The sequence below is a fragment of the Bordetella genomosp. 13 genome (assembly GCF_007679965.1).
Classification (GTDB): Bacteria; Pseudomonadota; Gammaproteobacteria; order Burkholderiales; family Burkholderiaceae_B; genus Bordetella.
The window spans coordinates 56,199-81,133 of sequence record NZ_VEHL01000001.1 but is presented as its reverse complement, the minus strand read 5'-3'; the positions used below and the strand labels follow the sequence as shown (position 1 = coordinate 81,133).

The window sequence follows — 24,935 nt, the reverse complement described above, 5'->3', positions numbered from 1 at the left end:
GGCCCGCCGGGCCGCTAGCACGAAGCGGCCTTCGGACACACCGCGTCGATAAGCCTCGCGCTGGCCATGGCCATGCCGGCCACCGGCGGCGCGGGCGTGCGATGACACAACGGGCTGGGATCCAGGCCCGCTGACAATCGTCCCGCCTGCAGCAGCGCCCGCGTGTACGCGTGGCGCGGATTGCCGAACACGTCCCCGGTCGCGCCATGCTCCACGACCTCGCCCTGGCGCATCACCAGCACTTCGTCGACCAGAGACGCCATGACGTTAAGGTCGTGCCCGATGAACACCAGCGTCAGGCCATGCTGCCGCCGCAGCGCGGCCAGCAGCATCAGGATCTGGTTGCGCACCGTGGCGTCCAGCGCGGACACCGGCTCGTCGCACACCAGCACGCGCGGCCGCATGGCCAGGGCCCGGGCAATGACTACACGTTGGCGCTGGCCGCCGGACAACTGGTGCGGATGACGATCGAGCAGGGCGGGGTCGAGCCCGACTTCCTCGAGCATGGCGCCGCACCGGCGGCGCTGACCGTCGCCGATACCCAGCGCCGACAGCGGCTCGGCCAGCGTCTGGAACAGCGTGCGGCGCGGATTCAGGCTGCCCGAGGTGTCCTGGAACACGTACTGGCACACCTGTGCGAAGGCGCGACGCGAGCGTCTGTCGACCGGATCCATGCCGAAGACGCGCACGGTGCCGGCACTGGGCGCGAGCAGCCCCATGACCGCCTGGGCCAGCGTGCTCTTGCCCGATCCCGATTCGCCCGCGATACCGAGCGTGGTGCCGGCCTGCAGGCGAAGCGAGACGTCCCGCAACGCGCGCTTGGGACGCCAGCGGCCATAGCCCACGCAAACGCCGTCGAGCGCCAGCGCCGTGTCGTCCGCACCGGTGGCGCCGAAGACGGCCCGCCGCCGCGGCGGGTTCGCCGGCAGGCCATGCGCGGTATGCGCCGCCACCAGCGTGCGGGTGTACGCATGCCGGGGCGTGCGCAGGATGTCGGCCGCCGGCCCCTGTTCGACCAGATGGCCCTTGCACATCACCGCCACGCGGTCCGACATGGCCAGCACGGCGTCCAGGTCGTGGGAAATGAACAGCAGGGCCATGCCGCGCCGGCGCTGTATCCCGCGCAGCAGCGCCAGGATCTGCGCCTGCGTGGTGACGTCCAGTGCCGTCGTCGGTTCGTCGGCGATCAGCAACGCGGGCTGGGCCGCCAGGGTCATGGCGATCATGGCGCGCTGCTGCTGGCCGCCGGACAGTTCGAAGGGATGGCGGTCGAACGTGGCACCCGGATCCGGCAGACCGACCTCGTCGAGCAGCGCGATGACGCGCGCCTTGCGAGCGGCTCGCCGCTCGCCCGCCACGGGCTTCAGGTTCTCCAGTATCTGAGCGCCCACCGTCATGATGGGATTGAGCGACGCCATGGGATCCTGGAACACGATGCCGATCTGCCGCCCCCGTACCGCGCGCCAGGCGGCTTCATCCAGCTGCATCAGTTCAGTGTCCTTGTAGCGGATGCTGCCCACGGGCGCGATCTCGTCGGGCAGCAGGCCGAGACAGGCCAGCGACGTGAGCGACTTGCCGCTGCCGGACTCGCCGATCAGGCCGAGCGATTCGCCGGCATGGATATCCAGCGCGACGTCATGCAGGATGCGGGTGCCGCGATGGTCCGCGCAAAGGTTGCGTATGGAAAGCAGAGGATGAGGCATATGAGGGGATTCAGCGTAGACGACCCTAGTGCCGCGCCAGGCGCGGATCCGCCCAGCGCTGCAGCGCGGCCGCGGCCAGATTGACCAGGACGACGAAGGAAGCCAGCGCCATGACCGCGACCTGTATGACGGGATAGTCGCGGCTGCGTATGGCCTCCAGCGTCAGTCCGCCCAGGCCCGGGTGCGCGAACAGCGCTTCCATCGTCAACGCGCCGCCCACCAGACCGCCGAGGATGACGCCGGACAGGGCGATGACCTGCGACAGGCAATTGGGCAGGATATGGCGCCAGGTGATGCGCCAGGCGGGCAGGCCCTTGGCGCGCGCGGTGCGCACGAAGCCGGCCCGCGTGGTCTCCTTGAGTTCTTCGTACAGGGGTTTGGCGATCTGCCCCGCGATGTCCAGTCCCAGGATGAGGATCGGCAGCAGCATCTGCCCGCGTATGGGCAGCCATTTGAGCCAGATCGAGAACACCAGGATGCCCAGCACGCCGGTACAGAAGCTGGGTACGGCGACGGACCACACGTTGAGCCCTTCGATCACCGGGCCCAGGCGCAGCCGCGGCCAAGCCAGCGCCGCCACGGCCAGCCCGACGCCCAGCGCCAGTCCCACTGCCAGGCTGAGCGCCGCCAGCCTGAGGGTATGCGGCAAGGCATCGCGCAGCATGGCGCCCACCGGCGAACCGAACCGCATGGACTCGCCGAACTCGCCCTGCGCGGCGTTGCCCAGCCAGCGTTCGAACTGCACCGCCAGGCTGCGGTCCAGGCCAAGGTCGGACCGCAGGGACGCCAGGGCCGCGGCGTCGTAGTCGCCGCGCGCCGCGTAGTAGTCGGTGATGTCGCCAGGCGCCGCACGCACCAGCAGGAAAAGCGTGAAGGAGATCACGGCCACGGCCAGCAGTTGGCGACCCAGCTGCGCGGCACCGTTCAGGAACAGGTTCACGGGTCAGGCTCCGGCGGGATGCGCCATGGGATCGAAGCGGCGGCGCAGGCGGTTGCCCGCTACGGACAGAGACAACGAGGTCAGTGCCAACGCGACGACGGGAAAGAGCAAGGCAGTCGGCGCCTGTTCGGCAAACGGCACCGCGGTGGCGATGATGCGGCCCCAGGTGGGCACGTCGGGCGCCACGCCCAGCCCGAAGAAGCTCAGCACCGATTCGGTGACCACCGCGCGCGGCACCACGATGGCCAGCTGCGTGAGCAGCGTGCCGGCGATGTTCGGCAGAACATGGCGCCAGGCGATGGCGACGGAGGACAGTCCCAGCACGCGTGCGGCGCGCACGTAGCCCGACGCCATCTCGCGCTCGTACACGGCCCGCGCGACATAGCCGAACAGCGGCGTGAAAGAGATGCCCACCGCCACGACCACCGACGCGGTGCCCACGCCCAGGGCCACCATCAGCGCCAGCGACAACAGGATGGGCGGCAGCGTGCGGATCATGTCGAAGACCAGGTAAACCGCCGCACGCGCGCCCCCGCCCGTCGCGCAGGCCAGCAGTCCCAGGCCGGCGCCTGCGACCAGCGCAATGAGGCCCGCGCACGAGGCGACCAGCAAGGTCAGGCGCGTGCCCGCGACAAGGCGGGCAAAGACGTCTCGCCCGAAATTGTCGGTGCCCAGCCAATGCGCCGCCGAAGGCGCCAGGTTGCGCGCCAGCAGGTCCTGCGCATAGGGATCCCGGTCGAGCAGGCCGGGCCCCGCCACAGCCAGCATCAGCGCGGCCAGCAGTGCGAGCCAGGGCCAGCCGTGGACGAAACGGGCGAAAGCCGTGCGCATCACGCCGCCAGCCAAGCGCGGGCCAGGCCGCCATCGACGCGGTTCTGGCTCCATGTGTAGCCCGTGGCATAGCCGCGCACCGTGCCGGCCACGCCGATGGCGTCAGCCGCATGGCCCAGGCCCAGCGTGTACTGGCGTTGCATGACGTGCTTCCAGGCCTCGAGATAGGCCGCGCGCGCCTGGCCGGCGCTGGGCGCGGATACGGCGGCAACGATCCTGGCGTCCAGCTCCTTATCCTGGATGCCGCCCCACAGCATGGGGCTGGGGCCGTCGGACAGCAGGCGCGCATAGCGCAGATAGACGTCGGCCCGCGGCCCCGAATGGAAAGGCGCGAGGTCCCAGTCGTACTTGCCGAGTGCGCGCTGCGCGCCGATGTCGTCCAGCGCCTGGTGGTCGATCTTGAAGCCCAATTGGCGCACCATCTGCACGGCGACCTGGGCATAGTCGTTCTGCCAGGACACGACCTTCAGCGTGTGCTCGGCGGGGTTCACGCCAGCATCCTTCAACAGCTGCCTCGCGCGCGCCAGGTCGGGCCTGGCATAGGGGTCCTGGGCCTCGAGGTCGCTGTCCCAGTAGAAGGTCTGGGGCCGCATGGGCTGGTCGCTGGCCACGGCCTCCTTGACGATGAAGCGCATGTAGGCCTGCTTGTCCATGCTCAGCGCGATGGCCTGGCGTACGCGGGGATCCTGCATCAGCTTGCTGGGATTGCGGTTGTTGAAGGACATGAAGTACCAGGCGGTGTCCTTCAGGAACTGGACATCCACCTTGTCCTGGCGCAGCGCGGCCAGCTTGTCGTTGCCGACATAGGCCACGTGCAGGTCGCCCGAGCGCAACGCCAGGCTGTTATCGCGGTCGCCGCGCAGGTCGAACTCCACGGCATCCAGGTAAGGCAGGCCCGCCTGCCAGTACTGCCGGAAAGCCGGCGCGCTGAACTGCACGTCGGGCTGCCACCTGCCGAAGGTGTAAGGGCCGGTGCCGATGGGCTGGCGTATGGTGTCGTCCCAGCCGGGAGACTCGGGCGCCACGATCCACAGTTCGGACAGCAGGTTGAGGAACGGCGCGTAGGACTCGCTCAGCTCGACCTGCAGCGTGTCCGGCGCGGTGACAGCCAACGTGCTCACTTTCTTCATTGCCCCCGTGAGCCAGCCGCCCTTGACCTTGTCGCGCACGCGCTCGAAATTGGCCTTGACGTCGGCTGCCGTCATTTCGCGGCCGTTATGGAAGCGCACGCCCTTGCGCATCACGAACGTATAGCGGCGGCCATCGGGCGAGATGTCGAAGCGCTCCGCCAGGAAAGGCTTGACCGCGCCATCATCGGCAATGCTGGTCAGCGTTTCGACGTAGACCTGCTGTACCGCGATGGAGCCGGCGTGGCGATGAGGATCCGAGGTATCCAGGCCCAGCAGCGCGATCTTCAAGGTGCCGCCACGGCGCGGCGTTCCCGTCTGTGCGGCCTGTGCCAGCGCGATTCCGGGGGGCAGGGCGACGACGCCGGTAGCGGCCAGCAGCTTCAGTAGGGTGCGACGTTGCATTTCCAGTATCCAGTTCCAGGTTTGGTATTTTTTTATTTGGAATCCATGATGGTGATTCTTGATTTCATGGCAATTACAATCCAACAAAAAAAACGCCAGCAAACCATTGAATTAAAAGAAAAATACAAAAACTCAAGGCGAGCTTATGCATAATCCGTATTTTCTAGAATACGGATTTTTATTATTCGAATCGCGATCCGCCCGGACGCCTGTTTTTAAGCAGCTACGCCGTTCAGCGCGAAGTCGAAGATGTCGAAGTTGCGCAGTCCGCCCGCGGCGGCTCGCTGCCGGTATTCCGGCGTCAGCGGATGCGACAGGAAGAAGGGCACAGGCTGCTCCGAATAGCCGCCATGCGAGCGCAAGGGGTGGTCGCTGACGGTGGAGAGATCGTGTTCGTCGGCCCGCGAGCCCAGCACGAAGGCCTCTTCCGAGATCACGACGAAGTCCGCCTCGCGGTCCAGCGGCAGGCCCAGCGTGTCGGCAGCGGCTTCGCGCGACAGGACCTGATGCACGCCCTCGATGGCAGCCGCGGCGTGCATCATGGCCGGGATCTGCGACGGATCCTTGGCATAGCCGCGCACGAACGATCCCAGGGCGCCATGGTGGCGCACGAAGGGATCGGTGATGGGACAGATGACGCGCACGCTGCCCTCTCCAAACTGGGCTTCAAGGCGATCCTGAAGGAAGATGACGTTGGGCTTTCCCTGGGCATCGGTCTTGCGCGACATGCCGTGGTCGGCGATGCAGGCCACGACCGCGCCGTCCTCCACCAACGCCTGAAGACGCTGGTCGATGGCCGCCAGGAAAGCGTCGGATTCAGCCGCGCCGGGCGCGTGCTTGTGCTGGACGTAATCCGACAGCGACAGGTAGAGCAGACGCGCGCGGCCCTGGCGCAGCAGCGCGATGCCCGCATCCAGCACGAACAGCGACAACTCGCCGGAGTACATGTCGGGCAACGGGCGGCCCACCAGCGCGGCCACGTCCGCCACGCCGTGTTCGGCCTCGGTGCACTGGCCGGCCTTCTCGGAGGAAAAGCAGATGCCGCGCAGATTGTGGCCCAGGACCTTGCGCAGCTTGTCCTTGGCCGTGACCGCGGCCGTGGCGACGCCGGCCTGCGACATCAGGCCCAACAGCGTCTCGCCGCGCAGCAGCGCCGCGTCGGTCATCATGATTTCGCTGCCGGTTTCGCGGTCCAGGTAGTAGTTCCCGCCGATGCCATGCACGGCCGGCGGCGCACCCGTCACGACGGACACGTTGTTCGGATTGGTGAAAGACGGCATGACGCAGTCGGCGACGGTGCCATAGCCTTGCTGGTAGAAGCGGGCGATGGCGGGGCACACGCCGTCGGCAATGCCGCGCTCGATGTACTCGGGGTCGCAGCCGTCGATACAGACGACAACCGTGGGACGGGTGGGCAGGGCATAGTCGCGGCCGTGCAGGCGGATGGATTGAGGCATGAGCGATAAGCGTGGCAAGTGGGAAACGTGCAGGCAGAATATCGTGCGCAAATTGCTTTTGCTGTGATACGTTCTGCCCATGTCGTGAGTTTTATTCACGCATCTGGTCATTAATTAGTCATTTTTCAGGCGCTTAACCATGTCCCGGATTCCGCCATTGCCCGCGCTGCGGGCTTTCCTGGCCGCCTGCCGGCGCGGCAGTTTCACCGCAGCGGCCGAGGAGTTGAACGTGACCCACGGCGCGGTCAGCCGTCAGGTACAGCAACTGGAGGAATGGCTGGGCCAGACGTTGTTCGAACGCTCGGGCCAGCGCATGGCCGCCACGCCGCACGCCCTGGCGTTCGCGCAAGAGGTCGGGGAAGCCATGGAGCGCATCGAGGACGCGGCGCGCCGCTATGGGCGCGGCAGCGCGTCCAGCCTGCTGCGGGTCAATGCGCCGGCCACGTTCGCCATGCGCTGGCTGATCCCGCGCCTGCCGGACTTCTACACGCGCCATCCTGGCGTGATGGTCCGGGTGCAGACGGCCACGACGGGGCAATTGGGATTGGCGGGCAGTTTCGATGCCGCGATCCGCATCGGGGCGCTGAACAACAAGCACTTCACGGCGCTGCCTTTCCTGGACGAATGGCACGCGCTGCTGGCTGCGCCAGCGCTACTGCATCGGCAGCCGCTGTGCACGCTCGACCAGTTGGCGAACCATGTGCTGCTGGACTCGGAGACGCGGCCGGGGCTGTGGCAGCAATGGCTGAACATGGCCGGATATCGCGACGATGCGTCGATACGCCGGCAGCGCTTCGACCATTACTACGTTACCTACAGCGCCCTGGTCGACGGCCTGGGCGTGGCCCTCGGCCCCCTGCCCACCCTGGACCGCGACGTGGAAGCGGGCCGCCTGGTGCCCTGCTTTCCCGATGTGAAGACACCGCCACAGCGCTACTGTTGCCTGACGCCGGTCGGCGTGCCCAAGACGCTGGCGCACCGCAGATTCGAGGATTGGCTGGTGGAGCAAGGCCAGTTGCTCAAGCCGGAGCAGGCCGGCCCTGCGTAAAGATCGGGGCGCCGTCACGGCGGCCATGGGCGCGACGCGATGCCGAGTCGGCTGGCCATTCGAAGACCGGCAACAGGTCGCGCCCGGCGCAACCCTGCGCCTCGCGGCAGGCCATACGCCCGGCCACGCCGTCTCCCTCCTCCTGGCCGTCAGCGCAGATCCCGGATGGCACCGCCAGCGCTGCCGTTCTCGTTCTTTACGGCGCTACGCACCGCGTCCAAGGCCTGCATCGTGACTTGCATCAGGTCTTGCAGACGGGTCATCTCGATGCTGACCCGCGAGGACAACGCCGCAATCTGACTGTCGAGTTCGGCGCCACGTCGCTGCGGGTCATGCTCGGGCGAATCCGCGCCCAGCAACAACGCTTTCTCCCTCCCCAGGCTACGCAGCTCTTCATTGAGGCCCTGCAACAAGCGCGCCTGCTCGTTCGCCTTGTCCTGCAAGAGCGTGTGGCGATCCATCAGGACGGCTAACGCCACGGCCTGTTCCGAGAGCCCGCTTGCGCCGATCGCGGCCGAATCGATGCGCGGAAAGTTGCCGGGGAGGGAATTGATGGCCATGTCCTGATCCTGTGGCGTCATGTGAATGAACATGAGTAACCGCCGCGCGGGCGCGGTTCCACTGCCCGCCGTCCAAGACGGATTCGGGGCCCCCTTCCCGTTCATGCTGACCGGAAGTGGGGCCCCGAGGCCGGCGCCGGAGGGCAGGGACCGGATGCCGCGATGTGCCCGGTCTTTACCTCCATCCCAGTCAAACGGCCATTAGAGGTACACCAACTGCATCGTCGCCTGAAAGAAGGAAATAAAGTCGGTCGCAGATGCCGCTTGCAACCCCTTGATCTTGAAAGACTTCGAAGATTAGAAAAGTTGGATCAAAGTCGGTCCCACCCCAGGCCTTCCCGCCTTCAGCGCAAGAAAATTGAACAAAAGTCGGTCGCACGAAGTTCGAGTGCGTTAAGCCAGGTCGCTAGCTACGAAAATGGCTGCCCACCTCGTGGCTCACACAAATTTTGTGCCAAGCGGAACAGCCGTGCACTTTTTTGAAGCGGTGTGACACAAGAAGCGGGCGGGACGCCCGGCACCGCCGTTGTATGGCAACTTCAGGCAAAGAACTGTCGGTCAGCATTCAATCTTGGCGACCGCTTTAGGCTGGAGCGTGTCACTCTCAGTCAGAGGTTTACGCGACCGTCGCGGGTCATTGGGAGAGCAGTATCTTTACGACTTGTGCAATTTGAGATTTTTTTGCGACTATGTGGGCCATTCGATCGCATCTAGGTCTCGGCGGATTCTCGATCCGTAAGTCGGCTCAATTTGCGTTGCAAATGCTGCCAAGCCGTACAAGACGTTGCGAAGGCTGGCCACAGCAATGAACCCGCGCTTCTTGGCGTGTCGAACTGGGCCAATATCATCCCTCTTGAGGTAGTACAGATGCATGCGCATCTTCTCCTTGAACTCCCTAGGCAGACGAGGCGTCAGATCGTCGACCAAGAGGCCAAGAACGACCTTCCGAGCTCGAGGAGGAATGATCTCAGTCTTGGCCACGTTCGGTGAAAAACCATACTTGCCAAGAATGCGGTATGCCGAGCCAACAAGGCCAGCTGCGAGATCGCGCGTGAAATCCTTGTCTTTAGTCGAGAAGACAATGTCATCCGCGTATCTCGTATAAACCATTCCTGCGGAACTCGCGAGCATGTCGAATTCTGCATCAGCGGCCTGCATTGCAATGTTCGCGAGCATGGGGCTTGTAGGGGCACCCTGGGGGAGGTGCCCTATTCTGCCCTCGGCGTGGTTGTAGCTAGCAATTCGATAAATCCGATTTCGTTTGCGCAACCACTGCGGATGAGAGCGACGCGGCGTGAATCTGCCAAGACGTGTGCACAGCCTCGCCAGTTCAAATGCCACAAGCGCCTGGTACCCAAGTGCTCTAAACGCTCTGTAGGCCGCAATTTCAGATATCGACTCGAAGAAATTCCGGACGTCGACTTTGACGAGCCAACGGGCTCCACAGTGCGGCTCAGCCGCCTTCACTAATGTACATTCTGGCGCGAATGCTTTGCTGGCAGGGTGAACGGTTGGTGCATGATTCAAAACATTCGTCACCAACCATCGCTGAACCCCTAGCAACCGTGGGTCTGGAGCGCAAATTGTGCGAAATCTCGCATTGCCACTTGGCGCGGGGCGCTTGTGTATCGCAAACACACGGTAAGGATTCTCAATAGCCCGGCCCACGACTGCACGAAGAAAGCCATAGTCGCAATCGGCAAGGTAGGCCAGATGCCGTAACGTCAGGACGGGCTGTAGCCGCGCGTTTGTACGAACGATCGCAGTACCAGTCTGCGTCGCCGCATTCAGAATCTCCGGCGCAATGCCTTGACTACGTCCGACGGATTGATAATGTTGAGAACGCCAGTTTTCCATCTACTTTGACCCCCGCGGGGGTGAGATTACCCGTCACGATCCGAAGTCCTCGCCACGGTAGAGTGACGGGTAACCTTAGCCGCAAGCGGATGCTATTCCAGAGGATCTACAGTAGTCTGAGTCCGGTACCAAAAGTATGGTTCAGTAGCGCGAAGCCACTTCTTCAACTAGATGGAAAAACCGGTGCTCTCAACGAAGTTGGATAATACGGCGGTTTTTCAGTGTCGACACGGGTATTTTCACGCTGTCGTTGCTGCGCAACTGTGCGGCGCAGGTGCCGCAACTGCCCCAAGCCTTCGTCGGTAAGAACGCGGCGTTCGCCCACCCAACCTAGCCCCTCAAGGTCCTTACATACCTGCCTGACCTCTAAGCTGGACAGCCCCGTTTTAATTGCGAGAATGTCGTCTCCTCGGTGGGCGCGGGAAATGGCGGCCAGCACTAGATAGCGCTTTTTCACCTCGACAGGTGCGTCCCGGGCAGCAGGGGACTTCGCTAAGACGGTGTTTCCCAGCGCCTCCAGTCGAGCGGCTATGGTTTCCGGACGCAGACTTCGCCCAAATCCGGTTGTTGGCAGACTGGCCGTTACTCTTGCCGGAAACAGTGGAATCCAACCGTTTGCCCGCTTTGAAGTCTTGTGGAAGATGCGCGGTGTGTTGTTTGGAGCTCCATGGGCAAAGGCCATCAAAGCTCCCACGCCACCAAACCCCAAGAAGGGATTATCCCCGCCTATGTCGGTTTTCGTGCCAACGGGGTCATATCTTGCGCAGAGGCTGGCACATGCATTGGCTTTAGCGGTATCGAACGCGCTGAAGATTGTCGGGCATGGCTGCACACATGAGGTGAACGGTTTGCATGGATGCCTTGCGATGCGGGCTTGTCCAATCTGCGTCATAGCATAGGCAATCACGCCAAAATTTAGGAGCCGGCCTGATTTCCAGCTTCGCACCGAACGAACCTTCCACGCTGCGGATAGATAGTCGTATGCGCGTTTACCTGAACCAACGAAGTCGGTTAGTATCCAAAACGCGCGCGCCCGTGTCTTACGAATTTCGTCAGGCCCCGGATGGTTAAGGAAGCGCTTGGGTTGTTGTCGGCAGAGATCAGTGATGAGCTGCGCAACGATTCCTTCGCTTCCAACTTCCGGTTTGTACGCCTTTGTCGCTTTGACCGGTGCTGGACCCACGCCATATGCACGCTTTATCTTGCCAGAGGACTCTTTAAAAAGACGATGAGGGACGCCTAATCGATGCCCCACCTCCCGCTCCGCGTACAGCGCAATCGGCCCGTCAACGAATTTCGCGTGGTGCAGCACTTGCTCCATCAGTCCGGACGCTAACTCGTCTCTAGACACAAAGACGAAAATGCCGAGCATTTCGGTGGCAAGCTGCTGATCTCGAAGAGCAAACTGGCGAAGCCAAGCCTTCGCGGCTTCAGACTCGAGCATCGACGTTTCGGCTGGCATTTATTCCTAGGCTTCCATTCATGTCGGGCGGTGATCGCGAACCGCGGCGTTTGGCTGTTCTTCGATCGTCTTAGGGGGAAAGCGATGCCGCACCACGCTGCAAGTGTGCCAAACCTCCGGCGCATTGAATTTCTCATATACAGTCTACCTCACCCGCGTCTTCCGCTGGCTCACGGGTTCATCCCAAAAGCAGTCGCGAAATGCATACCCTATGCGACGAGCATTTTGGGGCAGAGGTCCAATTCGCGTCGAGGTCCAGCTAAGGCCTCCGCTACTGCAGATGGCTAAGATTCCGTCGAAACCGCTGCAAAACAGACATTTCCTGTCGAAGCTCGAATGGCTGTAATGGGTCGTCATCGGCCGGTCGCCTAGGGCAGCTCCCGGCTAGAAGCGTTCAGTTCCATAAGTCCGTTTCCGAAGCGACGCGACAAGCAGCCCTCCTAGCCCCAGGGGCGTCCTAGGTGTCGAGTTTCAATAGGTTGTTTACTCCGAGCCTGGAGGCAGGAGGGTTGTATCCGAGGGCAGAGTGAGGCCGTCGGATGTTGTAGTAGGCCAGGAACGCCGGTAGCCAGTCACCGCGCTCGTCGCTGGTGTTCCAGGTCCGACCATAAGCCCATTTGCGCAGACAGGTCTGGATGAACCGCTCAGCCTTGCCGTTGGTCTGGGGCCGGTAAGGCCGGGTGAAGGTGTGCTTGATACCCAGAGCCAGGCAGGTCTTGGCGAACAGGCCGGAACGATACGCCGAGCCATTGTCCGTGATCAGGCGTTTGATATTTACGCCCAGAGCCGCGTAGTGGGCCACAGCAGCTCGCAGAAACGCAACCGCTGAGTCTTTCCCCTCGTTGGGTGCATCTGCACGAAGCCCAGCCGCGAGTGATCGTCAATGGCCACATGGGCGTACTCCCAGCCCGCGCCGCGGCTACGCGTAGTGCGATCGCCGTTGATCCGGTGGCCTACCCGCTCGATGCGTCCCAGCTTCTTGGTGTCCATGTGAAGCAACTCTCCTGGCGCCGCGTGCTCATAGCGCTGCGCTGGGCGAGCCGGCTCCAGCGCACGCAGGCTCGATAGCCCCAACCTTCGCAGATGACGGCTGATGCTTGCCACGCTGCGCCCGACCACCCGCCCAATGCTGCGCATAGGCATGCGGGCGCGCCTGAGCTGTTCGATGCGATTGCTCAAATCATCATCGATTCGGCTGCGCGTTCGAGCCGGCCGAGAACTGCGGTCCATCAAGCCGGCCAAGCCGTCTGCAGCGAAGCGGCATCGCCACTTCAATGCCGTCGTTCGGCTAACTCCCAGTGACTGCGCAGCCGCCTTCAGACCCTGCTCGGCTATTCGCTGCACCAGCAAGTGACGACCATGCGGCGTAAGTCTGGCATTCTTATGGCTGTTCATCCGGTCGAGTTTCCTGAGTCACTGAAGCGTAGAGAACTCCAGTTTCCCAGACTCTTCCGGGTGAACAACCTATTGGAACATCACACCTAGAGGCGTTGGCCACGCTATGCAGCGTTTCGCCCGAGGAGAAAGAGGAGTGGTACCGCCGCCTGCAGGAGGCGATCAGCTCCGTGAGCATGAGCCCGCTTGAGTTCTGCCGCAGTGAGAACTATGAACTGGCCCCGAGCCGACTCGGCAGAATGCTGGAATTGTGGTCGTTCGGTTGCGCAAACATCTCACCGTCGGCGAGTGCCGTCGCGCGCGACGCGGCCTTGGCGATACGAACGCGGGGGTAGCATCGAGCCGGGCAAGCGCAGATCCGGACACCATTTACAACCCGCCTTGCGCGGGTACAGCGAACACGGAGATCGCTGCTGGGAAGCGCTCAATCTCATCCGGTCGGTCGCTTCGAGTGGGCATAGTTTATCAGCCATCCCGCCCATTCGGTGGGGCACGAAAAGCGACATAGATTGGCGCGATCGCTCCCAACGCAGCGAACCGTCCGAGGGGCACTAAAGAGCGTGGTGCTAAGATAAAGCAGCGCGATAGCCGATAGGCTCAGAGATGAGCGGATGCGCTGCCCGCCGACTAGGTCGGTTCCACCAAAAGTGGAGGAGAGAGGCTATCGGACTACGGAGCCCCGCCATGTGCGGGGCTTTCGCTTTGTGCAATACCCCAAGACAGTCGAATGCACTGCGCGTCCCATCAAAGACCGCCCCCATCCGCCCCGGGCTTTTTGCTTCGCATTGTCAGCCACCTAGAAGCATCACGGTCAGTCTCGCGTGCTGCAACGCCTTAGAAAGATCAGGCGATGTTTGACCATCGTGGCCGACGTGCAAATTGGCCACCATTTCTAAACATGAATTGATCACCGTAACTGGTGCGCCGAGCTTGCCACTTTCATAGCGAGAAAGGCAACTCTGATCAACGCCGAGTATGGCCGCGAACTCTCTTTGCGAACGCGAACCTCGTGCCATCTTCAAAAGTTCGTTTTGTGAACGGGGATAGATCATAAAAGGAACGGACGCCAATGCGATAACTACATCAAGATGTTATAATAGCATCATATGGTGGCGTTGTTATGCGTCGCCAAGTAGCATTGCTTCTGGACGAGAGAAAACATGGCACGCGCTGATCAACTTAAGGCGCTCCTACGAGCGCATGTGGGGCAGGACCCCGAGCACTTCTACACTGTGGCCATGCAAATGGCTGCGGACGAGGCGCGCCGTGGTCATGTCAAACTTGCGGCGGAACTTCGCGACTTGATCGATTCCGCGAAGGTTAAGGTCAAACCGATTCGATCTGCTCGTCCGATAGCGTTGGCACAACCTAAGGGGGAATTGGGCGATCTCTTGACTGCTCGATATCCGGAACAACACTTGGCTGAAATGGTTGTCGCAGAGACTGTTGCGCTGAAGCTTCAGCGAGTGCTCCGTGAACAACGCCACGCCGAAAAGCTCCGACTTCATGGTCTCGTACCGCGACGCAAACTTCTGCTCGTTGGGCCACCCGGCACAGGTAAAACCATGACGGCAAGCGTGCTGGCGGGAGAACTCAAGCTACCCTTGTTCACCGTTCGCTTCGATAGCCTGATCACTAAATTTATGGGTGAAAGTGCCTCGAAGCTCAGATTGATTTTTGAAGCACTGCATACGACTCGCGGTGTCTATTTTTTTGATGAGTTTGACTCTCTCGGCCTTCAACGCGGCAGTCAACATGACGTCGCAGAGATGCGCCGAACGCTGAACATGTTTCTTCAGCTACTTGAACAGGACGACTCAGATAGCTTGATCGTTGCGGCGACGAATCACGCGAAGGATTTGGATGTTGCGTTGTTCCGTCGATTTGACGACGTGATTCGCTATGACCAGCCGGATGTCGCCCAGATCAGAGTTCTTCTGAAGAATAAGTTAAGTGGATTCGTGAGCAAGGGCTTCGCCCTTGGGCCAGTTGTCGACGCTGCATCGGGTCAGTCCCATGCAGAGATTTCTCGCGCATGTCTTGATTCCATCAAAGAGGCCGTAATGGATGGATCGGACGAAGTAAGCGCTGAAAACGTTATGCGGCATCTTGAGGAACGGGCCGTAGCCCACCGAGGGTAGCGCGAAGATAAATTGGCGGGTAAAGTCAGGTTACTAAAAATGACAAAGAAGACAAATGCCCGATCCAATCCTGCCTCATCTGCGCGTAGATGGCTTTTCTGAGGCCTTCGATTTCAAATCGCCATCATCGGCCCCTCGCCGCCCCGCAGCACCCAGAGATCGGGCTGCGCACGGCCGAAAGCTAATACGCCAACTCCAAAACTTGGAGCGCACGATTCCAAACACTCAGGCCGAACGTGTTGCCGCAGGTCTCGAAGGGCAAAGCGGAATCACAGTCGCGCTCGAAATTCAGCCAATTGGAGCCCTCGACTTTCAAAGTGTCGAGTGGAAAAGAGACGGTATTGAAGTCTTAAATGTCCAGCAAGAGGCAGAGGCAGAAACAGTTATTCTGCACATCCCCGACGGAAAATTGACAGCCCTCGTGCAACGCATTCAGGCCTACCTGAATGTGGACACGTCCAGAGGGAAACCAAAACACATGGCCCTAGTCAATGCAATCGAGCAGATACGAAATGCCGTTTTCGACGATCTTTGGACAGATCTAGCTCCCCCGCCTGAAGGCGGTGACTCACTTTGGTTTCAAGTTTGGCTTCGCGCCACTCGTGAGCATGCCAAGGATGTGGTCGAACGATTTAGAGAAGCTGCCGCCAAGTTGGAAATCGAAGTCGAGTCGGGACACGTTTCCTTTCCTGGAAGGGTCGTCGTAGCCGTACGGGCCACTCGAGACTCAATTCAAAAGGCCGCCGTCCTCTTAGACATGGTCGCGGAAATTCGCGGTGTGTCACCTACGGCGGAGTTTTTCCTATCGGAGCTTGCTCCGCACCAGCAAGAAGCTTGGATTCATGATCTGGTCAAACGCAGCAATCCGCTGGAAGGCATTGAGCAAAATCGGGTGACGCTGTTGGATACAGGCGTGAATGCCGGCCATCCACTACTGAGGGTTGGGCTTCCCAGAGCCAATATGCACGCTTACGATCCCGCTTGGCTTGTTGATGATCGGGACGGACATGGGACGGAGATGGCAGGCCTCTGCCTATACGGTAATCTCGTACCGACCCTCGCGCACGACGACCCCGTAGATATCGCCCATCACTTGGAATCGGTCAAGATTCTCCCCGACGATGGCGATAACGCCCCTCATCTGTACGGACACATTATTTCGCAGGCTACTAGTCGCGTCGAAGTCAGCGCTCCAGCAGCGCGCCGCGTATTTGTCATGATGACAACCTCGATAGGCGATATCGGCGGGGAGCCGTCAGAATGGTCTGCCACTATTGATCAGCTCGCTTTCGGTCGACCGGCTATCGAAGTCGGAATCGGCGCCGATGAGGATGAAGACAAGCGGACGCAAAGACTCTATGTGCTCGCGGGAGGCAACGTCCAATGGTCCGAGTGGCACCAGTATCCCGACGTAAACCACGTACGTACCGCAGAGGACCCCAGCCAAGCTTGGAATGCTCTGACAGTTGGAGCCACCACAAATCTGATTGATGTGGATGCACAGAAGCATCCAGGATTGAGGGTCATTGCTCCTCTGGGCGGTCTTGCACCGGCCACCCGCACTTCTGTTCTTTGGAAATCGAAGTGGCCATTCAAGCCAGATGTCCTAGCTGAGGGCGGGAATGGTACTGTCGATGCGGGTAACAACGTGACGGTGGGTCCTGAATCGCTACGCCAGCTAACCACTGCTGCTGACATGCGCCGCGGACCCCTGTGTGAAACAGGCGACACAAGCGCTGCCACTGCTGAGGTAGCACGACTTTGTGCCCGCCTCGCTTGGCAGTATCCAGACTATTGGCCGGAGACTATCCGCGCGCTTGCAGTACAGGGCGCAAGGCATACTACGCAAATGCGCAGCATGCTCCCCGTCCAGCCGAGTCAGCTCGCGAAAAGAAATTTTCTAAGAACGTTCGGGCATGGGCTGATCAACGAACAACTGTCGCTATCGTCTGACGTCAACAGACCAACGATGGTCATTCAGCAGGAGATACAACCACTCCAGCGAGAAGATGGAAATATCAAATTCGGTCAGGTGGTGTTCCATGAATTGCCGTGGCCAGCGGAAGAGCTTCTACCCCTAGCCGAGTCCGAAATTTCGCTCCGAATCACTCTTTCCTACTTTGTGGAGCCCAATCCAAGCAAACGAGGTTGGCAGAGTAAGTTTCGATATCAATCGTATGGATTGCGCTTTGCCCTGAAGGGCGCGACAGAAACCGACCAAGAATTCGCTGAACGTGTAAACGCGCTCGAGCGAGATGAGGATGATGAAGAAAGCCACGGCGACCCCGATCGCGCTGGGTGGTCTTACGGCCATCAGCTTCGGACAAAAGGGTCTTTACACTCCGACGTTTGGACTGGATCCGCAGCCGAGTTGGCAGCTAAAGGAACAATTGCAGTGTTCCCGGTAGGAGGCTGGTGGAAGGATTGGAAAGATGCGAGGCAATGGAACACCAGCGTACGGTATTCACTGGTACTGACTCTAGAAGCTCCTGAGGATATAGGGGTGGACCTCTATACGCCAATAAAAAATCAAATTGAGGTCGTCCAAGAGATCGCTATTCCCAGGTAAACGGGCCGCGGGGGGGGGGTCACATGACCTATACCGGTTCCTCCATCCTCTAGAAAGGCGGACCGCTCACCTCGCGATGGCCCTACGACCAGCGGAGTGCAGCCCCTCGTTCACTCAGACGCGCAGTTCCTAGCCCCACCCGGACAGTGCTTGGCGCGCACCGAGCTAATCGGATGCACCAAAAGAGGGCCGCTCTGCGGCCCTCTCCCTCGCTCTAACAACCGATGAGCCCAACTTAGCCTCACAATCGGCGACGAAATGGTCCGTTCGAGTCGCGACCGACTTTACTCCGCGCGACCGACTTTATTTCTCGTTTTCACGCCTAGCCGTCGATCTAAGATCCTCACTCCACCGTCACACTCTTCGCCAAATTCCGCGGCTTATCCACATCCGTCCCCCGCGCGCAAGCCGTGTGATACGACAACAACTGCAGCGGCACCGTATGCAGGATCGGCGACAGCAGCCCGTAATGCTCCGGCATCCGAATCACATGCATGCCCTCGGCATTGGCGATCTTGCTGTCCGCGTCCGCGAACACATACAGCTCCCCACCCCGCGCGCGCACTTCCTGCATGTTGGACTTCAGCTTCTCCAACAGCGCATCGTTCGGCGCAATGGTCACCACGGGCATGTGCTCCGTCACCAGCGCCAGCGGACCATGCTTCAGCTCGCCCGCCGGATACGCCTCGGCGTGGATGTAGCTGATTTCCTTCAGCTTCAGCGCGCCTTCCAGGGCGATCGGATAATGCATGCCGCGGCCCAGGAACAGGGCGTTTTCCTTGGACGCGAAGCGGTCGGCCCACGCCATGATCTGCGGCTCCAGCGCCAGCACCGAGCCGATGGCGGCGGGCAGGTGGCGCAGGGCCTTCAGGCCTTCGGCTTCTTTCTCGGCGGACAGCAGGCCGCGCGTCTGCGCCAGCGTCAGGGTCAGCAGGAACAGCGCGGTCAGCTGGGTGGTGAAGGCCTTGGTCGAGGCCACGCCGATCTCGACGCCGGCGCGCGTGATGTACGACAGCTCGCACTCGCGCACCATCGCGCTCGTAGACACGTTGCACACGGTCAGCGTGTTCTTCATGCCCAGTTCGCGCGCGTGCTTCAGCGCGGCCAGGGTGTCGGCGGTTTCGCCGGATTGCGAGATGGTCACCACCAGCGCCTTGGGATTCGGCACGCTGTCGCGATAGCGGTATTCGCTGGCGATTTCCACGGACACCGGGATCTTGGCCACGGATTCGATCCAGTACTTGGCGGTCAGGCCGGCGTAGTAGCTGGTGCCGCAGGCCAGGATCAGCAGCGAATCGATGTCCTTGAAGATCTTGTGGGCCTTGTCGCCGAACAGTTCGGGCGAGATGGCCTCGATGTCCTGCAGCGTGTCGCCCACGGCGCGCGGCTGCTCGAAGATCTCTTTCTGCATGAAGTGGCGGTACGGGCCCAGCTCGGCCTCGCCCGTGTGCACCTGCACCGAATGCACCTTGCGCTCGACGCGCTTGCCTTCGGCGTCCAGCACCCAGACGCGCGCCAGCTGCAGGTCGACGACGTCGCCGTCCTCCAGGTACAGGATCTGGTCGGTGGTGCCGGCCAGGGCCAGCGCGTCCGACGCCAGGAAGTTCTCGTTCTGGCCGACGCCCACCACCAGCGGCGAGCCGTGGCGCGCGCCGATCACGCGGTGCGGTTCGTCGCGGCAGAACACGGCGATGGCATAGGCGCCCTGCAGGCGGCGCACGGCCTGCTGCACGGCCTCCAGCAGGTCGCCCTGGTACAGGTGGTTGACCAGGTGGGCGATGACCTCGGTGTCGGTCTGGCTTTCGAAGACGAAGCCGGCGCCCTGCAGTTCGTGGCGCAGTTCGTCATGGTTCTCGATGATGCCGTTGTGCACCAGCGCGATGCGCGGCTCGTCCTTGCCGACGGCGGAGAAGTGCGGGTGCGCGTTGTGCGTGGCCGGGGCGCCGTGGGTGGCCCAGCGGGTGTGGGCGATGCCGGTGAAGCCGGACAGCTTGTCCTGGGCGGCCTGGTCGGCCAGTTCGGCCACGCGCTGCGTGCTGCGCGTGCGGCGCAGATGGCCGTCCATGTAGAGCGCCACGCCGCAGGAATCGTAGCCGCGGTACTCCAGGCGCTTCAGGCCTTCAATAAGGATGGGGGTGATGTCGCGTTGAGCGACGGCGCCGACGATGCCGCACATGGGGTGTTCTCCTGAAAGGACTTGCCCGCATTGTGCCTGCCACGCAAAGAAATCGGATTTCTTTATCCACTCTATTATGTAATTTAATTTTCTTACAGAAACGTGATTAAATATTCTTCCATTACAGCCATATAAATGGATGAATCGTGCAAGAACCGTCTGTTCCCATCGCGTTGGATGACCTGGACCTGCGCATCCTCGAACTGATGCAGCAGGACAGTTCGCTGACGAACCAGGAACTGGCCGCCCGCGTGCACGCCTCGCCCCCCACCTGCCTGCGCCGGGTGCGGCGCCTGGTGGAATCGGGCGTGATCACGCGGCAAGTGGCCATCGTCGATCCCGGCCGGCTGGGCAGCACGCTGACGGCCATCGTCGAGATTACGCTGGACGTGCAGGCGGCCGAGGCCGTGGATGCCTTCGAGCAGTTGGCGCAGGCCGAGGCCGCGGTGATGCAGTGCTACCGCGTCTCGCCGGGGCCGGATTTCGTGTTGGTGGTGCAGGTGGCGGACATGCCCGCCTACCATGCGTTCGCGCACCGGGTGTTCACCGGGCACGCCAACGTGCGCAACGTGCGCACGTTCTTCTCGGTGCATCGCGCCAAGTTCGAGACGCGCGTCCCGATAGCCTGAACCGGCTTACTGCCCAGGCCCGCCGCGCCGTTGCAGCGACAGCAGCTTCACGTAGCGGAAGAAGCTGCCGGACGCGCCCGCGCAGGCCACGATCAGGCCCGCGCTGCCATCGAGAAATCCGCGCCGCATGATGTAGATGCGCACGAAGGTCCAGAAGCCGTGCCCCAGCGCGCCCAACGCGGTGGTGCGCTTGCCGCGCCGATACATCATCAGCGCGGCATCGGACGAATAACGGTTCACCTTGGCCAGCAGGGCCTCGATGTTGGCGTACGGAAAATGCAGCAGGTGGCCGCGCAGCACGCCGCTCTCGCCGTCGATCTGCACCTTCTCGTGCACGGCGGCGTCGGTGAAGCGGGCGCTGCCGCGCTGGAACAGGCGCAGCACGTGGTCGGGCCACCAGCCCGTGTGCCGCATCTGCCGGCCCTCGAATTCGGACAGGCGCGCCACGCGATAGGCCTTGTGCGCGGGCGCGGCCAGCGTGGCCTGGATCTCGGCGGCCAGCTCGGGCGTGACGCGTTCGTCGGCATCCACCGACAGCACCCAGTCGCCGGTGGCGTGGTCCAGCGCGCGGTTCTTCTGCGGGCCGAAGCCGGGCCAGTCGGCCGTGACGTGCACCTGCGCACCGCGCGCGCGGGCGATGTCGCAGGTGTCGTCGGTGCTGCCCGAGTCGACGATGATGATCTCGTCGGCGAAGGCCACGGAATCGAGGCACGCGCCGATGTGGCGCGACTCGTTCATGGTGATGATGATGACCGAGAGCTTCGGCCGGTTCGGTTCAACGCTTGCCATCGCCACGCTCCAGCACGTCGCGGTACAGCGACAGATAACGCAGGCCCATCTCGCGGATACTGTGTTCGCGCTGCGCGTAGTCGCGTCCGCGGCGCGCGGTCTCGCGGCGCAGGGTCTCGTCGCTCAGCATGCGGTCCAGCCCGGCCGCCACGGCCTCGTGGTCGCCGATGGGGCACAGGATGCCGCGGCCGTCCGCCAGGCTTTCCTTCTGGCCGCCGGCGTCGGTGGACACCACCGGCACTTCGCGCAGGAAGGCATCCAGCACACTGGTGCTCAGGCCTTCCAGGCTAGAGGTGAGCACGAACACGTCCGCCAGCGGATACAGGCCTTCGGGATGATCCTGGAAGCCCACGTAGCGGTAGTACGGCTGCAGGCCATGGGCCTGGACCAGGCTTTCCACGGCGGGCCGCGACGGGCCGTCGGCGCCCATGTGGACCAGCGTGAAATCCTGCCGGCGCTGCGCCAGCGCGGCCACGGCGCGCAGCAGCGTCTCGGGATCCTTCTCGCGCGTCATCGACGCGGCCGTCATGATGACACGGCGCCCTTGCAAGCCGTGCTCGGCGGCGAAGGCGGCCAGGCGCGCCGGATCGACCGGCTGCGGATCGGGCACGGCGCTGTGCACGACGATGGGCTGCGCGCCCAGCCGGCGCGGCTCGTCGGCGGCGCTTTCGCTGACGGCGCAAAGCAGGTCGGCCTGGCGCCACTTGAACGCGGTGGCGCCCTCGCGCCGCGTGACCGGCATGGCCGTGCGGCGCGTGACCACCAGCGGGCGGCGATACAGCCACTTGGCGGCGACCGCCCAGGTCAGCGTGTTGGCCGTCTGGCAATGCAGGATGTCGTATTGCTTGCCGTGCAGCGCCAGGAAGGCGCCCATGGCCGCGGGCTTGCGCCGGGTATGCACCGTGAAGCCTTCCGCCGCGGCTCGCTGGGCCAGCGGAAAGCCTTCGCGCGCCAGCAGCTCGACCTGATGGCCTTCCTCGCGGAAGACGCGCATGCAGAACATGGTCTGGCGTTCTCCGCCGCGCCAGTCGCGTTCGAAGTTCAGCTGCAGCAGCTTCATGCGCGGCCGATGCCCTGGTACTCGAAGCCTTGCTCCGCCATGTCCAGCGGTTCGTACAGGTTGCGGCCGTCGAAGATCACCGGCGCCTTCAGCAGGCTCTTGACGCGCTCGAGGTCGGGCGCGCGGAAGACCTTCCATTCGGTCACGATGAGCAGGGCGTCGGCGCCGTCCAGCGCCTGGTACATGTCTTCCACCAGCTTGACGGACGGATTGCCGGCGATGGCGCGCGCGGCCTGGTGCATAGCCACCGGATCGTAGGCCAGCACGCGCGCGCCGCGCGAGGTCAGGTCGGCGATGGCGGTCAGGCTGGGCGCCTCGCGCATGTCGTCGGTGTTGGGCTTGAAGGCCAGGCCCCACAGCGCGAAAGTGCGGCCGGCGAGGTTTTCGCCGAAGCGCGCCACGACCTTTTCGGACAGGCGCAGCTTCTGCACGTCGTTGGCCTCTTCCACGGCACGGATCACGCGCATGGGCATGCCGTGGTCGGCAGCCATGCGCTCGAGCGCCTGCACGTCCTTGGGAAAGCACGAGCCGCCATAGCCTACGCCGGGATACAGGAACTGGTAGCCGATGCGCGGATCGGCGCCGATGCCGCGGCGCACGTGCTCGATGTCGGCGCCCAGCGATTCGGCCAGGTTGGCCATCTCGTTCATGAAGGAGATGCGCGTGGCCAGCATGGCGTTGGCCGCGTACTTGGTCAGTTCGGCGGACCGCACGTCCATCACCATCAGGCGTTCGTGGGTGCGCTGGAAGGGCGCGTACAGGCGGCGCATGATGCCGACGGTGTATTCGTCGTCGGCGCCCACGACGATGCGGTCGGGACCCATGAAGTCCTTGATGGCGGCGCCTTCCTTCAGGAACTCGGGATTGGAGGCCACGCTGAAGGGAATGTCGACGCCGCGCTCGGCCAGCACGCTGGCGATGGTCTCGCGGACCTTGTCGCCGGTGCCCACCGGCACGGTGGACTTGTCGATGACGACCTTGCGGCTGTCCATGTGGCGCGCGATGTTGCGCGCGGCGGCCAGCACGTAGGTGAGATCGGCGGAACCGTCCTCGCCCGGCGGAGTGCCCACGGCGATGAACTGCAGGTCGCCGAAGGCCACGCTTTCTTCCACGTCGTCCGTGAAGCGCAGGCGGTTGCCCGCCGCGTTGCGCGAGACCAGTTCGTCCAGCCCGGGCTCGTAGATGGGAATGGAACCTTGGCGCAGCATGGCGACCTTGGCCGAATCGGTATCCAGGCACAGCACCTGGTTGCCCATTTCCGCCAGGCAGGCTCCGGTAACCAGGCCTACGTAGCCGGTACCGATCACGGTGATTTTCATGCGACGAACGCCCCAGATTTCGGCGGAGCCACATGCCCCGCCGTCGTGGGGCGATTATAGAAGCCTGTTCATACGGCTCCGTGTCAGGCCGAACGGGCGGATCTGAGGGTGTTGACGGCCACCGCCCCCGCCGCGCAGGCCGCCGCCAGCGCCAGGGCGACCGTGGGCCCGTGGCTGGGGATGGCGCCGAACGCGACCGCTACCAGCGCGGTGCCGAAGCTCTGGCCGAAGACCCGCGTGGTGGCCTGCAGCCCGCCCGCCGCGCCGCTGCGCTGGCGGGGCGCGGCGCCCAGCATGGCGCGGTTGTTGGGCGTCTGGAACAGGCCGAAGCCCAAGCCCGCCGTGAACATGCCGGCCATGATCCAGGAATTCGGCGCATTGAGCGGCAACGCCGACAGCCATGCCAGGCCGAGCACCATACCGCTGGCGCCGACGCCGCTGAGCACGGCCGCCGAATAGCGGTCGGATATCCGGCCGGCCACCGGCGCGATCAGCGCGGTGCCGATGGGCCACGCCGCCATCAGCAGGCCGACCTGCAGGTGCGGCCGGCCCAGCACCTGCTGGAAATAGAAGGGCAGCGTGACGTATGACGCCATCTGCGCGGCGAAGGTGGCGGCCGACGCCGCCACGGCGAAGGCGATGGCGCGCACCCGCAGCAGGTCGACCGGCACCAGCGGGGCTTCCTGGCCGCGTGCACGGCGCAGCAACAGGAGACCCGCCACCGCGGAAATGGCCACCAGCCCGATGCCGCCCAGGACGTCGTGCCCGAGGTAGTCGATGCCGGTGATGAAGACGCCCAGCACAATCATGACCAGCACCGCGCTGAGCCAGTCCATGGGCGCGCGCGTGCGCGGGATCTCGGGCAGGTAGCGCAGCCCGAACATGATGGCGATGCCGATGGGCAGGTTGACGGCGAAGATCCAGCGCCAGTCGGCCACCGACAGGATCAGCGATCCGATGGTGGGCCCCAGCACCGACATGATGGCCACGGTGGTGGCATTGACGCTGATGCCGCGCCCCAATAGCCGCAGGGGATAGATGTTGCGCATCATGCCGCCGACCAGGGACATCAGCGCGGCCGCGCCCATGCCCTGCGCGACACGGGCGAGGCTCAGCTGCCACAGCGATCCCGACAGCGCGCAGGCCACTGAAGCCAGCGTGAACAGCGTCAGGCCCAGGGTGAACATGCGGCGGATGCCTACCCGTTCGGCCAGGGCCGAGACGGGCAGCAGCATCACCACGACGGCCACGCTGTAGGCATTGCTGACCCAGACCGCGCGCGAGGCCGGCGCGTTCAGGTCGGTGGCGATGGTGGGCAGCGCCACGTTGACGATGGTGGCGTCCAGCACCGCCAGGCTGATGCTGAACAGGACGGTGGCCGCCGCCCAGTGGCGCTGCGGGGTGGGCAGGCCATCGGGCGCCTGCGGGCGCGGCGGCGCGGCGTCTTCGGCGCTCATGGGCATGCCT

18 protein-coding genes and 1 pseudogene are annotated in these 24,935 nt (G+C 63.1%); 4 read left to right on the top strand and 15 right to left on the bottom strand.

What is annotated here, in order from left to right:
* Positions 1-14: 14 nt before the first annotated feature.
* The 5 genes from FS845_RS00395 to phnA form a co-directional block, all read right to left on the bottom strand.
* Positions 15-1,703, bottom strand: a complete 1,689-nt coding sequence (locus FS845_RS00395; RefSeq protein WP_144629811.1) for an ABC transporter ATP-binding protein — start codon at positions 1,701-1,703, stop codon at positions 15-17.
* Between the two features lie 25 nt (positions 1,704-1,728).
* A complete protein-coding gene (locus FS845_RS00390; protein ID WP_144629809.1) occupies positions 1,729-2,643 on the bottom strand; it encodes an ABC transporter permease in 915 nt (304 codons plus the stop codon).
* A gap of 3 nt (positions 2,644-2,646) precedes the next feature.
* Positions 2,647-3,474: an ABC transporter permease gene (locus FS845_RS00385; protein ID WP_144629807.1), complete on the bottom strand. Its 828-nt coding sequence runs from the start codon at positions 3,472-3,474 to the stop codon at positions 2,647-2,649.
* The gene (locus FS845_RS00380) at positions 3,474-5,006 is read right to left on the bottom strand and encodes an ABC transporter substrate-binding protein (RefSeq protein ID WP_144629805.1); all 1,533 of its coding nucleotides are present in this window, start codon (positions 5,004-5,006) and stop codon (positions 3,474-3,476) included. The genes FS845_RS00385 and FS845_RS00380 overlap by 1 nt, the downstream gene beginning before the upstream one ends.
* Before the next feature lie 215 nt (positions 5,007-5,221).
* Positions 5,222-6,463 (bottom strand): phosphonoacetate hydrolase, encoded by a 1,242-nt coding sequence (gene phnA / locus FS845_RS00375; protein WP_144629803.1) that lies wholly within the window; start codon positions 6,461-6,463, stop codon positions 5,222-5,224.
* A gap of 139 nt (positions 6,464-6,602) precedes the next feature.
* Here phnA and FS845_RS00370 point away from each other — a divergent pair, with 139 nt between their 5' ends.
* Positions 6,603-7,511 (top strand): LysR substrate-binding domain-containing protein, encoded by a 909-nt coding sequence (locus FS845_RS00370; RefSeq protein WP_144629801.1) that lies wholly within the window; start codon positions 6,603-6,605, stop codon positions 7,509-7,511.
* 149 nt (positions 7,512-7,660) lie between these two features.
* Here FS845_RS00370 and FS845_RS00365 read toward each other — a convergent pair whose 3' ends face one another.
* From FS845_RS00365 to FS845_RS00345, 5 genes and pseudogenes are all read right to left on the bottom strand, one after another.
* Positions 7,661-8,071 carry a hypothetical protein gene (locus tag FS845_RS00365; RefSeq protein ID WP_144629799.1) on the bottom strand — a complete coding sequence of 137 codons (411 nt, stop codon included), beginning with the start codon at positions 8,069-8,071 and terminating at the stop codon, positions 7,661-7,663.
* Between the two features lie 687 nt (positions 8,072-8,758).
* Positions 8,759-9,928, bottom strand: a complete 1,170-nt coding sequence (locus FS845_RS00360) for a reverse transcriptase family protein (protein WP_144629797.1) — start codon at positions 9,926-9,928, stop codon at positions 8,759-8,761.
* Positions 9,929-10,091: 163 nt separating this feature from the next.
* Entirely contained in the window at positions 10,092-11,372 is a 1,281-nt protein-coding gene (locus tag FS845_RS00355; protein WP_222129943.1) for a hypothetical protein, read from the bottom strand.
* 475 nt (positions 11,373-11,847) lie between these two features.
* Positions 11,848-12,785, bottom strand: a pseudogene (locus FS845_RS00350) (IS481 family transposase).
* A gap of 788 nt (positions 12,786-13,573) precedes the next feature.
* Positions 13,574-13,837 (bottom strand): helix-turn-helix domain-containing protein, encoded by a 264-nt coding sequence (locus FS845_RS00345; RefSeq protein WP_144629793.1) that lies wholly within the window; start codon positions 13,835-13,837, stop codon positions 13,574-13,576.
* A 108-nt stretch (positions 13,838-13,945) separates the two neighbouring features.
* On the opposite strand from FS845_RS00345, the gene FS845_RS00340 reads away from it, so the two are divergent.
* A complete protein-coding gene (locus tag FS845_RS00340; RefSeq protein WP_049070659.1) occupies positions 13,946-14,926 on the top strand; it encodes an AAA family ATPase in 981 nt (326 codons plus the stop codon).
* Between the two features lie 202 nt (positions 14,927-15,128).
* A complete protein-coding gene (locus tag FS845_RS00335; RefSeq protein ID WP_260986091.1) occupies positions 15,129-17,495 on the top strand; it encodes a S8 family peptidase in 2,367 nt (788 codons plus the stop codon).
* Between the two features lie 343 nt (positions 17,496-17,838).
* Here FS845_RS00335 and glmS read toward each other — a convergent pair whose 3' ends face one another.
* Positions 17,839-19,671, bottom strand: a complete 1,833-nt coding sequence (glmS, locus tag FS845_RS00330) for a glutamine--fructose-6-phosphate transaminase (isomerizing) (protein ID WP_144629789.1) — start codon at positions 19,669-19,671, stop codon at positions 17,839-17,841.
* Positions 19,672-19,817: 146 nt separating this feature from the next.
* Between glmS and FS845_RS00325 the strand changes: the two genes are divergently transcribed.
* The gene (locus FS845_RS00325) at positions 19,818-20,300 is read left to right on the top strand and encodes an Lrp/AsnC family transcriptional regulator (RefSeq protein ID WP_144629787.1); all 483 of its coding nucleotides are present in this window, start codon (positions 19,818-19,820) and stop codon (positions 20,298-20,300) included.
* A gap of 6 nt (positions 20,301-20,306) precedes the next feature.
* Here the strand turns inward: FS845_RS00325 and FS845_RS00320 are convergent, their stop codons facing one another.
* The 4 genes from FS845_RS00320 to FS845_RS00305 all read right to left on the bottom strand — a co-directional run bounded on the left by FS845_RS00320 (position 20,307) and on the right by FS845_RS00305 (position 24,925).
* Positions 20,307-21,089 carry a glycosyltransferase family 2 protein gene (locus FS845_RS00320; RefSeq protein WP_144629785.1) on the bottom strand — a complete coding sequence of 261 codons (783 nt, stop codon included), beginning with the start codon at positions 21,087-21,089 and terminating at the stop codon, positions 20,307-20,309.
* The gene (locus tag FS845_RS00315; protein ID WP_144629783.1) at positions 21,076-22,149 is read right to left on the bottom strand and encodes a glycosyltransferase family 4 protein; all 1,074 of its coding nucleotides are present in this window, start codon (positions 22,147-22,149) and stop codon (positions 21,076-21,078) included. Before FS845_RS00315 ends, FS845_RS00320 begins: the two co-directional genes overlap by 14 nt.
* Positions 22,146-23,468: a UDP-glucose dehydrogenase family protein gene (locus FS845_RS00310; protein ID WP_144629781.1), complete on the bottom strand. Its 1,323-nt coding sequence runs from the start codon at positions 23,466-23,468 to the stop codon at positions 22,146-22,148. The genes FS845_RS00315 and FS845_RS00310 overlap by 4 nt, the downstream gene beginning before the upstream one ends.
* 83 nt (positions 23,469-23,551) lie before the next feature.
* On the bottom strand, positions 23,552-24,925 hold the full coding sequence (locus FS845_RS00305) for an MFS transporter (RefSeq protein ID WP_186332111.1): 1,374 nt from the start codon (positions 24,923-24,925) through the stop codon (positions 23,552-23,554).
* Between the last annotated feature and the right edge of the window lie 10 nt (positions 24,926-24,935).